Origin of the sequence: Flavobacterium sp. M31R6, from assembly GCF_013284035.1 — a bacterium.
GTDB lineage: Bacteria > Bacteroidota > Bacteroidia > Flavobacteriales > Flavobacteriaceae > Flavobacterium.
Genome location: NZ_CP054141.1, coordinates 2647904 through 2660828, shown reverse-complemented (window position 1 = coordinate 2660828; position 12925 = coordinate 2647904). Strand labels below are relative to the sequence as shown.

Sequence of the window (12925 nt, the reverse complement as noted above, 5' to 3'; positions counted from 1 at the left end):
CACATAAAAACAATAATAATTCAAAATAAAAAAATCATATTAAAATATAAATAACCAAACTCAATCTTAACGATTACAACTTTTATTTTTGAATTTAAATTAAGCTTGAACTAACTTTTTCAAGCTATTATATACCGCTAATTCAACATCGGCATGTTCTTTTGAATTACATTTCTCCAGTAATTCATTCAATGCAGAAGCATCTATACTTTGTTTATTTATTTTAAGCAAAAGTTGCTCAGAAATATTTTTTAAACTTTCAGACAAAGGCAAAAGTGGCTGAACTAAAGGCGCATTATTGCCTAAAGCTGTTAAGTCAGTATGCATTTTAACCCATTTACTTAAATAAGCAACAAGAATGCTTTGATTTTCATTTGTTTTATTGTTTAAATAATTAGTTACTGCCAAACCAAATCCGAGCGCATCGGATGCATCTGGAGTACAGGCATCAGCAAATAATGTCAATGGTGAATACATTTGGTATTCTGTACCTCCTTTATTTCTTGAATATTGTTTAATTGGCTCACAAACATTTGACAAATCAAGTAATGCCTCATTTTTTTGATTGTTACTGATGTTTCGCAACAATCCCTCTTTACTCTTTAAATGTGTCAAACCCAGTTCTTCCAATCGGAATGAAAATGTATTCAGTCTTTTACGCAAACTATTGATATCTGTAATATTTTCATTTGACCAAAAACGTTCGGCTATGGCTGCAGTTCTAGGCCAAATTCTGGAATCAAGAGTTTCTGGCGTTACCAATTCAGTCCACATAGTAGCTTCACCACCCAAAATTCTAGCTTTTTCTTCATCTGTCAATACGAAGTTTTTAGGCATTGGATCTACTGAATAATGATCTTCAACCCCAAAAACCAAGTCGATATAATATCCATTTGATAAGACCGTTTTGTAGCCACCTTTTGCAGCATCAGCAAGAGATTTTCCAGCAGGCTGTCCTTCATTACTACCTTTCCACGAATGAATGATAGCATCTTTGGACATGTTTTTAGTCATAATTTCTTCCCAGCCCATTAATACTTTATTGTGTTTTTTGAGCATAGGAATCAATTGCATCGTAAAATACGTTTGCAATTCGTGGTTGTTCACTAAACCATGTTTCTTTTTGAATTCCTGAATTTTAGGGTTTGAATCCCAGTCTTTCCCTTCGTTTTCATCACCTCCTATGTGAAAAAATTTTCCAGGAAAGAGCGGACAAATTTCATCAAAAAATTCATTTAATAATTGATACGTTTTTGGATTTGAAGGATCCAACGTTGGAGAAAAAATCCCCGCATTTCTTTCTATACTATATGACTGTATTTGCGTGAACTGTTGTCCTTTTTCACCTGAATTTAAATTCAAATTGACAACTTTACTTCCTATTTCCGGATATGCAGTCAAAATAGCCGATCCATGACCAGGCACATCTATTTCTGGAACTACTAAAATCCCTCTATCTGAAGCGTATTTTACAACACTTTTTATTTCTTCTTGGGTATAATAATTTCCATCCGATGCCATTTCAATAAGTTTTGGATGTTTTTTCATTTCGATTCTCCAACCTTGGTCATCCACTAAATGCCAATGAAAAACATTCATTTTTACCGCTGCCATTCCATCTAGATTCCTTTTAATTACATCAACAGGCATAAAATGTCTGGCAACATCAATCATTAATCCTCTCCAAGTAAATCTTGGAAAATCCGAAATTTTGGAAATGGGAAAATAAAAAGAATTACTGTTGTTTTGCAATAGTTGAAGTAAAGTTTCCAACGCATGCAAAGCACCAACATCTGTAGTTGCATTTATGGTAATCTTACTCGGAGTTATATCCAACAAATAACTTTCATCTTCATACAATTCGATTTTTCCAGCTCTAACACAATTGATTTGTAATTCGGCATCAGGAACTTCATTTAAACCTGTTACAAAGCCTTGATTAAAGAACAAACCCGTTCTTCCATCCAATCTTCTTAAAAAATTTGTCGCACCAATAAATATCCTTGAATTTGGAGCTCCAGTGATATTTACCTTGAATTTTTTTGTCAAAGGAAACGCACCTTCTGAAAGCGAAATGTTTTGAGGCCACGGCATAATATTTAATTGCTCTTTATTAATTTGAGCTGATGAAATAATAGAGGCAAATAAAAAAATTATGATGTATTTCATTTTATAAAAAAAAGATATTAAAAATCTGAACTTCGAAAAATCAGTTTAAAACAAGCACTAAACTCAAGAATTAATACATAAACTTGAGTCTAGCTCTCCAGTAAACACTCAAAACAAAAAGTGGTATTTAGTACTCAAAACGTTTAAAAGCTTCGATTGCCTCATACTCGGCAAGCCCTAATTTATCGTATAATTTTGCCGTGCTTTTATTTCGATCCTCGGCTCTAACCCAAAATTCTCTTGAATCATTTCCTTGGAACATTACTCTGTCTTTTTGGGATTGGTGGTACAAAATGGCTTGTCTTTTCAACATAACTTCATCAGGACTCAATGGAACGGCCATATCAATTTCATGTATATCCCATTCATGCCATGCTCCTCTGTACAACCACAACCAACAATCGTTCATGAATGGTTTCGATTTTAATGCTTTCATGGCCGCAAAAATAGCATTCAGACATACTTCGTGTGTACCGTGCGGATCGGCAAGATCTCCTGCAGCAAATACTTGATGTGGTTTAATTCTCTCGATAATTTCCTTTACAATTGCAATATCTTCTGGTCCTAATGGTTTCTTTTGAACCATACCCGTTTCATAGAATGGCATATCCAAGAAATGAGTGTTTTCGTCTTTCAAACCGATGTATCTTGTTGCCGCGTACGACTCGCGTCTTCTAATTAATCCTTTTAATTTACGCACTTCGGTAGAATCGCTTTGACCAATTGTTTTTGAATTGATTGAATCTATTACAGCTTGAAAATTGATTCCTGATTTATCTTTTTCGACAAAATCATTGCACACTTCAGCAAACTTCAATGCCTCATCATCAGTAACCGCAATGTTTCCAGAAGTTTGATACACCACATGTACATCGTGACCTTGCTTTATTAATTTAGCAAACGTTCCTCCCATCGAAATAACGTCATCGTCTGGATGCGGACTGAACAGAATCACTCTTTTCTTAGCAGGATTCGAGCGTTCCGGTCTATTACTGTCATCTGTATTCGGCTTTCCTCCTGGCCACCCAGTAATGGTATGTTGCAATACATTAAACATATTGATGTTCAAATCGTAAGCCGAACTTCCTGCTGCCAATAAATCGGACATTCCATTGTTGTTGTAATCTCTGTCAGTCAATTTAAGGATTGATTGATCGGTATGTTGGCAGAGCCAAACAATTGCTTTATTTTTCAACTGTTCCGTCCAAATACATTCTCCAACTAACCAAGGTGTTTCCAATCTCGTCAATTCTGATGCTGCACCTTCATCCAACACAAAAGTAGTATTGTTATGATTTTGCAAAAATGTCGCAGGAACTTCAGAGCTGATATCGCCTTGAATGGTTCTCTTGATAATGGATGCTTTATTTTGTCCCCAAGCCATCAAGACAATTCTTTTAGAACGAAGAATTGTAGAAACTCCCATCGTGATAGCCTTTTTAGGGACATTCCCAATTCCATTGAAATCACCAGAAGCATCCACTTTGGTTATATGGTCCAAAGTGATAATCCTAGTTCCAGAATTGATGTGTGAACCCGGCTCATTAAAACCAACGTGACCCGTACGACCAATTCCCAACAATTGAAAATCCAATCCTCCGGCATTTTTAATATTCATTTCATAATCAACACAAAACTGGTTCAGGTCTTCCAAAGCAACTGTTCCGTCAGGAATATTAATATTTTCGGGTCTGATGTCAACATGATTAAAAAGATGCTGGTGCATGAAATAATGGTAACTTTGGTTACTTTCCTTCGGCATAGGATAATATTCGTCCAAGTTGAAAGTCACAACATTATCAAAACTCAAGCCTTCCTCTTTGTGCATACGAACCAATTCCTGATACACTTTTATTGGTGAAGAACCTGTAGCTAGACCTAATACACACTTTTTGTTTTTTTCTTGTTTGGAACGAATTAAATCGGCAATCTCCTGGGCAACAATTATTGAAGCATCCGTTGAGTTTTTAAAAATTACGTTGTGGATTTTTTCAAAACGGGTATCTTCAAACTGACCCGCTTTTTTGAAGCTTATGTCATTACCTATAATTGATGTAGTTCTCATGTTTTTTATAATTATATATTTTTATCTTAAGGAATAGTAATATAAATACAATTAAGACATTAAATTCTTAAATCTGAAATATTTATATCTTGTGCTTATAATTTTAATTCTAGTTTTTTTTGAAACAAAGCGAAATCAGCTTTGTTTATATATAAATTTTATTTTCTAAAAAAATAAAAAGAAATTTCAATAGTAATAGGCTCTTAAAACAAAGTAAAATTACTTTACAAATCGGAGCGATTGGTTATAAAACCTTTAAAAATCAATTAAAAAATCTTGCAACATCATTTTTCAATTCTTCATTTTTTTTATATCCAGACAGGCTTTCACCTGTCTGGAATAAAAAATAACTATTTGTATATTTTAGAAATTAGCTCCAGTAGTATCCCACCAAAGTCTGGTTCCTCCATTATCAGGCCCTCCTAATTTAGCAAGTCCTGTAGCCACACCACCAGGGTTACCGTCTTTTTCAGTTTGTACAAAATTTACTCTACGTGGACCAAATTGCGTAGTGATTGTTCCTCCACTTGTATTGTGTAACGCTCTGAATAATTTTGGATATCCAGTTCTTCTGTATTCTGACCAAGCTTCTTGACCTTCTGGGAAGTTAGCAATCCATTTTTGAGTAATGATTTTTTGCAACTTTACCTCATTTGCTGCTGCACCATCCCAAGCAATAGTAACATTATTCACTGCTGCTCCATTATTAGCAGCATCTTTAACGTCAACAAAATCTTTAGCTGTACTAACATTATCAGCTATATAAGCAGCTGCTCCTGAAGCTCCATGTTGTGTAAATGAAGCTGTTATACCCGCTTCATATAAAGCTTGAGCAGTTCCACCCATATTCCAACCTCTTAAAGCACCTTCAGCTCTCAAGAAATAAACTTCAGCAGTAGTCATTAACACTTTTTCATTTGATCCAACAATTGAACCAATTTCAGACATACCTGTACGATCAGACTTAGCTATCATATTAATACCTGTACGAACTCCTCTGTATTCGCCAGGAAAATCAGCAGATTCTTTAAAGTATTTAGCAAGTCTTGGATCAGAGTATCCATTCATAATTGATTCCATATCAGCAGACATTCTAATATCTCCCCATGCCGAAGAGATTGTTAAAATTGGATCAATATAATTAGGAATAATAACTTTAGCGATATCAGCATTTGTAGTCATTACACCAAAAGGATGACTAATTGCTTTTTCCGCTTCTGTTTTAGCCAAGGCTGGTTTAATTTTAACAATTCTCATAGCCAAACGCAAACGCAATGAATTTGCATATTTAACCCATTGTTTGTAATCACCACCGTAACCACTCATGTCTGTACTCACAAAAGTTGAAGCTTCACCAGCATTTACTCTTTTAGTTAATTCTGTAACAGCAAAATCTAGTTCAGAAAACATTTTAGTATATACTTCTTCCTGTGAATCATAAGGAATTGTAGCGTCTGTAGTTCCAAATTGAGAATATACAATTGGTCCAAAGACATCTGTAACCCTGTGCATTCCTTCTACTTTCAAGATCAAAGAAATTGCATAAAATTGATCGTATTTTCCTTTGGTTCTTTGCTCAATTTTAAGTGTATTTGCCATTACATCTGTATAAGGCAAACTCCAGATAAAACCATTCCAACCATCAACAAGATTGTAGTTTGAGTTATCTCCTGCTGCTCCTTTAAAAGGTGTTGGAGTAGCCATATATCCTGACCATATATCAGCATTAAGATTTTGTTGCAATTGGTATTTCCAGTGTGTTGTATTGAAAATCCCTGTAAAAACAGTACTGAAAGGAACTTTTACATGATTAAAATCCTGCTCAAGGTCTTTAGCGGTAATCCCAGTTGGATTCGTGTTCGTTTCGTTGAAATCGCTTGTACAACTTATTGCGGCAAGCAATGTCGCGCATATAGCAGTTGTTTTTATTTTATTTAGTATCATGATGATATAGATTAGAAAGTTACATTTAAATTAAGACCGATACTTCTTGTAGAAGGTGCTGCATAAACATCAATCCCTTGTAAACCATTACCTGTACTCAAAGAAATATTTGGGTCAAATGGTGCATCTTTGTAGAAGAAGAATAAATTTCTACCCACTAACGATAAATTAGCTGCTTTGAAAATTTTGCTGTTTTTAAGGTCAAATGTATATCCAAAAGCTAATTCTCTTAAACTTACATTTGTAGCACTATAAACATACTCTCCAGTTATACCAGCTCTACCACCAACTTGACTATAGTAGCTCTCTGCATTATATTTGCCAGCATAAGCTTGTCCTGCTTTTGTTGTTCCAGGAGCATAAACAGCATTAATATCTACACCACCAGCATCTCTTGCATCTCCGGTTGTTTTAGAAACACCAAATTGATCATTTACTGCTTCAGTCAAGCTCATTACATCTCCTCCAAAACGTCCATCAATTGTAAAGTTTAAGAAATAATTACCCAATTTGAATGAGTTATTAAAACCTAACATATAATCTGGATTTGCATTTCCTACTTCCTCGAAATCAGTTTTTTGAATTGAACCATCTTCATTCAATAAAACTCTACCTTCAGCATCTTTCTTAAGATTAATCCCTTCAATAACTCCAAATGGACGACCATTTATTAATGAATATCTATAGCTGTTAACTCCTGGTTGAGTCAAAATAACTGTACCTCCCAATTCTTCAGGTAATCCAGAAACTTCATTGTTATTTTTTGAATAGTTTAAAGTAGCGTCCCATTTAAATTTATCATTGTCTATAATTTTAGCATTAACTAAAATCTCAATACCGTTATTTTTAATTACACCACCATTATAAGCATAATTTTGGTATCCTTCAGCATTTGTAGCTGGAGCAGGAATTGTAAGCAATTGATCTTTGGTCTTATTATTATAGTACGTTAATTCTATTCCAAATCTGTTGTTAACAAATCTCCATTCAGTACCTAACTCATAAGAATCTTGACTTTCAGGTTTCAAATTTGTACCTGGTCTTGGACCAACAGTTGGATTGATATTTTGTGGATTTGCAGCTGAATATGCAGAAGTTGGAGAAGTATAGAATGCTGGAACATCATTACCAACTTGCGCATAAGAAGCACGAACTTTAGCAAATGTAATTGCTTCTGGCATTGTAAAACTTTCAGAAATAAGCCAAGTTGCTCCTACAGAAGGATAGAAGAAAGACATGTTTCCAGTATTTGCCAATGTAGAAGACCAGTCATTACGTCCTGTAATATCTACGTACAACATGTTTTTGTAACCAAAAGTAGCTGCTGCAAAAACAGATTGTTGTTCTCTACGGTATCCGTAATTTTGATAATTACCAGTGTTAGAATTAAAATTATGAAGTGTAAACCAGTTTGTAATCCCTAAACCAGATGGATCAGAATCTAAAACTGTTTCATCATTAAGTGAAGTTTTTGTAAAACTGGTACCTACATTTGCAAAAAATGTTAAATCGTCACTGAATTTAGTGTTAATTGTAGCAATTAAATCACCATAATTTTGTGTGCTCACATCGTTAATATTGATGTATCTACCATTTGGATGTGATAACGTACCTTGTGTAGTTGCATAAATCTCTTTATCAAATTCTGAAGTAATTCTATCATAATTATATCTTGATCCAATAGAAAGCCAGTTGTTAACTTTGTAATTTAATCCAATAGCCCCATTCATATATTGACTACCATCTTTAGATTTATTACGATTCAATCCCCAGTATGGATTTTGTTCGATGTCTCTGTCTGTCATCCAATTTTGAGCCATCAAATTTCTTGCTGGGTCAAATTTTTCGAAATTATTTTTATATTCGTTAAAATCATATCCTCTTGGCATCAAGTAAAGACCTGTAAGCGGATTAAAATACAAACCACTAGTAGGTCTGTTTGTTACATATTGAGAAGTATAATTTGCATTAGCATTTACTGTCAATCTGTCTCCAAAGAATTTTCCCATTTGTCTGATGCTAAAGTTGTTTTTACTCAAACTGTTAGTTGGTAAAACACCATTAGAAGAAGTATTGGCATAAGATATATTTGTGGCAGAATTTTGAGATCCTGTAGAAAAACCAAAAGAAGATATTTGAGTTACTCCCGTGTCAAAAAAGTCTCTTGTATGATCCGGTGTACTTTGTGCAGCTCCCCATGATTCATCTGCTCCTGGTTTAGCGATGTAAGAAGTTTGAAATTTAGGTAAATAAGCAGCTGTTTCAACTGTAGTATTTGAAGAAGCTCTAAAAGATGAAACCCCTTCTTTTGCTTTTTTAGAAGTCAATAAAATTACACCTCTAGCACCCTGGCTACCATATAAAGCCGTTGCAGAAGCACCTTTAAGCACTGTCATTCCTTCATAATCATCTGGGTTCAATAAACCAATAACATCGCCCCCATCACGGTTACCACCTTGAGTAGAACCAAATGAATCGTTTGGCTGAATAGAAGATATATTCAACATTGGTACACCATCAACAACATATAAAGGGTTGTTGTTTGTAGTAGATGAATTTCCACGAATAGTAACTTTTGTAGAACCTCCAGTACCACCAGCACTTTTAGTTACGGCAACTCCGGCAATTTTACCAGCAATTGTGTTCATAAGATTCGGATCCTTCGCTCTAACAAGATCTTCTCCTTTTAACTCTTGCGCAGAATAGGTCAAAGATTTTTTAGATTTCTTGATCCCTAATGAAGTTACAACCACCTCTGTCAATGCAGTAGAAGCTGCTGAATTCAACTTTACATCGATCGTTGAAGACTCTCCTACTACTACATTTCGCGTTTCATATCCTAAGTATGAAATCACTAATGTAGCACCAGGCTTAACCTCAATTGTAAATTTACCGTCAAAATCTGTTGAGGCGCCATTGGCTTCGCCTTTTACGTTAACATTTGCACCTGGTATCGGAGTACCCGTCGCATCTGAAACAAAACCATTGATTTTTTTTACCTGCGCAAGGGTTACTTGCGTCGTAAAAATAATCATCACGATTAAAAAAATTTTTCTCATTTTTAAATTATTTTTGTTAGTTATAGGGTAAAATTATTCTTAACGTACTCTTTAAAAAAATAAATTAAACCAACAGCATTACTTTTTAAACGAACGACATCTTTTAATCAACAATACGTTTTTCGAAAACGTTTTCTAAAATATATTTTTAGCTGTTTTTCTCATATTTCAACATTTTTTTCATCAAAATGCTTTTTTTAATGACAAAATGATTATTGTTGCAAAACAAAACAGCAAATAACTCTATTATATATATTTCTACATATAACTGTAATAAATGAAAAAAATAAGCTTTGAGATTAAACTTATTAATCACGTATGGTTCTGGGGAATCTGGTTTTTTCTTAACTTTTTGCGTTGGGGAGCTTACTTCAATGATTATAAATATTCCTTTAAGTCGAATCTATTAGAATACGCGCTTCACATACCTTTTGTATATTTCAATTTGTTAATACTCATACCTAGGTATGTATTAAAATCAAAATATATTAAATATACCATTTCCCTATTAGCAAGCTTAGCTGTCGTATACTTATTAAAAACAGTAATGACGTATTATATAATTTCAAAAAATATTTGGCCGGAAGCCAATAGAGACTACAGACCCTTTGAAATCAACCATATTGTCGCAGTTACTATTGGAGAAATATACGTCCTTGCAATTGCATCTTCTATTTATTTAATGCTAACTTGGCTTAGGGAAAGAGATCGCAACAAAGCGATAATGGAAAATCAAAATAAAATAAAATTAAAATATCTAAAAAATCAGATTCAGCCTCACTTCTTTTTTAATACTTTGAATAATCTGTACGCGCTTTCATTAGAGTCTTCGGATAAAGTTCCAGATGTTATCATAAAACTTTCCAATTTAATGGAATATGTTCTATACGATATAAATGACACTAAATTTGTGCCTTTGATAAATGAAATCGATTATATGCAAAATTATATCGAAATAGAAAAATTACGATTTGAAAATGTAGAAGTTGCAATAAATCTTGAATCCGATATTGATAATATTAAAGTCCCTCCATTACTTTTTATTTCACTACTAGAAAATGCCTTTAAACATGGAGGCGCAAACAATGAAAAACTAAAAATAAAAATTAATTTTAGAATTGTCAATTCAGATCTTGAATTTGAAATAATAAATAATTTTGTAATTTCACCACCTTTAAAAACAAAAAAGGGAATTGGTTTGTCCAACACTAAAAAAAGACTAAAACTAATTTACAAAAATAATTTTATCATAAACCAAATGATAAAATTCAATTTTTATATAATCAAAATACAAATACCTTTATATAATGAAGATTAAATGTGTAATAATTGACGACGAACCTTTAGCTATAAAAGTATTGCTCAATTATTTTGAAAATTTTTCAGACTTTGAGATTATCGGTACATTTAATAATTCATTAGAAGGACTCGAATTCATAAATTCAAATAGTGTTGATGCCGTATTTCTAGATATCAACATGCCTATGATGACTGGTTTTGAATTAATCAGTTTGCTTGAAAACAAAACTCGAATCGTCATTACAACGGCTTTCAGGGAATTTGCCGCCGAAAGTTATGACTTGGAAGTATTGGATTATCTAGTAAAACCCATTCCGTTACCTCGATTTATAAAATGTATTCACAAAATTGAAGCAGAATACAATTTAAAAAATAACATCAAAATTGAAAACCATCGTATTGAACCACACATTTTTATCAAAGTCGATAAAAAAATGGTAAAAATTAATATCGATGAAATCCTTTTTGTCGAAGGGATGAAAGAATACATCAAAGTGGTCACTCCCGAAAAAACTTATATCACCCATAAATCATTAACTTCATTGACAGAAGAATTACCAACTGATCGATTTATGCGTATCCACAAATCATATACTATAGCTTTGAATAAAGTTAAATCTATTGAGGGGAATAGAATACAAATTTCATCTTATACAATTCCTATCGGCCGAAATTACAGTAAAGAAGTTAAAAGCAAAATCTTGGAATAATTTCTGCATATAACCTAGACTTTAACTCAATAAAAAGTAATAAAATCGCCATTTGTTGACGAAATAATGTCGTTTATATAAAAGTGAAAAACTTTATATCATAAAATTTTTTTTTGAAATTCTTAACAAATATATTTACAGTCTTGCAGCATCAAAAAATTAATAATAACCAAAAAAAATTAAATTTTTAAAAATTATGAGTTCAGAAAATTCACAAACCAAATGGGGACAATTTATCCCCTTAGTCATCGTATTCTTCTTTTGGGGATTTGTTGCTGCAAGTAACGATATTCTTATCCCGGTTTTCAAAAAAGCATTTGATTTAACACAAGGTGAAAGTCAACTAGTAGCTTTTGCATTCTATATAGCATATACTGTTGGTTCTCTTATTTATATGGGAGTTTCTTTTTTAATTAAAGAAGATTTAGTAAACAAAATTGGATATAAAAATGGATTATCATTAGGATTACTTATATCTGCTTTGGGTACACTTTTATTTTATCCAGCTGCCAATACAGGTTCCTTTACATTAATGCTTGCTGGACTTTTTATTGTTGGATTGGGTTTCTCTCTGCAACAAACAGTTGCAAATCCATTGGCAATTGCTTTAGGCCCAATCAAAACAGGTTCACAACGTTTAACTTTAGCTGGTGGGGTTAATAATTTCGGAACTACTATTGGACCACTAATTGTTAGTTTTGCAATTTTTGGCTCAAGTGCTAGTGGTAACACCAATGCAAGTATTGAAAGTGTAAAAATTCCTTACCTCGTGTTAGGATTTGCATTTTTGATAGTTGCTATTTTATTAAAATTCTCATCATTGCCAGAGCGACCAGAGTTAATTGAAGAAGATGATTCTAACGATAAAGCTTCAGTAAAAACATCAGCATTGCAATATCCTCAATTGGTAATGGGGATGATCGCTATATTTTTATATGTTGGTGTTGAAGTATCTACAGCCAGTAATTTACCGGCTTACATGGAAAGCAAATTAGGCTTTTTAACCAAAGATGTTGCCCCATACATATCTTTATATTGGGCAAGTTTAATGATTGGTCGTTGGACTGGAGCAGTTGAAGCTTTTACAGAAAACATGAGCTTACTAAAAATATTGAGATTTCTAGCGCCTTACTTAGCATTTGGAGTGTTTTTAGCAGTAAATGCAATGGCAAATCACGATTTAACTCCTTTTTATATCTACGGACTAGTAATCTTAGTATTAATCGGAGCAGATATGGCTAGTAAAGGAAATCCTGCCAGAATGCTTCTGATTTTTTCAAGTTTAGGTATTTTGGCTACTGCTGTAGGAATAACAACTAGCGGAATGATTAGTGTATATGCTTTTACAAGTGTAGGTTTATTTTGTAGTACTTTATGGCCATGTATCTTTACTTTAGCAGTAAGTGGATTAGGTAAACACACCAGCCAAGGAAGTAGTTTCTTGATTATGATGATTATGGGTGGTGGTTTTGTTAGTGTATTTCAAGGTAAAATTGCTGATTTCGTTGGAATACAAAGCAGCTATATCGTTGGTATCATTTGTTTCGCTTATCTTGCATTTTATGCTTGGAAAGTAAGCGGTATTTTGAAATCACATGGAATTGATTTTGATAAAAAAGTATCTGGAGGACACTAAAGAAGTTTTCAGATTTTAGTATACAGTAAAATGAATTCAAAAA

Annotated in this window: 7 protein-coding genes; 3 read left to right on the top strand and 4 right to left on the bottom strand. The window is 33.2% G+C overall.

Going from position 1 to position 12925, the window contains the following annotated elements; all coding sequences use genetic code 11:
- Positions 1 to 99: 99 nt before the first annotated feature.
- From HQN62_RS10860 to HQN62_RS10845, 4 genes are all read right to left on the bottom strand, one after another.
- Entirely contained in the window at positions 100 to 2169 is a 2070-nt protein-coding gene (locus HQN62_RS10860; protein WP_173504374.1) for a beta-N-acetylhexosaminidase, read from the bottom strand.
- A gap of 127 nt (positions 2170 to 2296) precedes the next feature.
- Positions 2297 to 4234, bottom strand: coding sequence for a glucosamine-6-phosphate deaminase (nagB, locus tag HQN62_RS10855; RefSeq protein ID WP_173504373.1), 1938 nt, complete (start codon positions 4232 to 4234; stop codon positions 2297 to 2299).
- A gap of 363 nt (positions 4235 to 4597) precedes the next feature.
- Entirely contained in the window at positions 4598 to 6178 is a 1581-nt protein-coding gene (locus HQN62_RS10850; RefSeq protein WP_173504372.1) for a RagB/SusD family nutrient uptake outer membrane protein, read from the bottom strand.
- Between the two features lie 11 nt (positions 6179 to 6189).
- A complete protein-coding gene (locus HQN62_RS10845; RefSeq protein ID WP_173504371.1) occupies positions 6190 to 9237 on the bottom strand; it encodes a SusC/RagA family TonB-linked outer membrane protein in 3048 nt (1015 codons plus the stop codon).
- Between the two features lie 547 nt (positions 9238 to 9784).
- Here HQN62_RS10845 and HQN62_RS10840 point away from each other — a divergent pair.
- The 3 genes from HQN62_RS10840 to HQN62_RS10830 all read left to right on the top strand — a co-directional run bounded on the left by HQN62_RS10840 (position 9785) and on the right by HQN62_RS10830 (position 12882).
- Positions 9785 to 10555, top strand: coding sequence for a sensor histidine kinase (locus HQN62_RS10840; RefSeq protein WP_254454431.1), 771 nt, complete (start codon positions 9785 to 9787; stop codon positions 10553 to 10555).
- Complete coding sequence (locus HQN62_RS10835) at positions 10545 to 11246, top strand: LytR/AlgR family response regulator transcription factor (protein ID WP_111410478.1); 702 nt, start codon at positions 10545 to 10547, stop codon at positions 11244 to 11246. The genes HQN62_RS10840 and HQN62_RS10835 overlap by 11 nt, the downstream gene beginning before the upstream one ends.
- A 196-nt stretch (positions 11247 to 11442) precedes the next feature.
- Positions 11443 to 12882 (top strand): MFS transporter, encoded by a 1440-nt coding sequence (locus HQN62_RS10830; protein WP_173504370.1) that lies wholly within the window; start codon positions 11443 to 11445, stop codon positions 12880 to 12882.
- Positions 12883 to 12925: the final 43 nt, after the last annotated feature.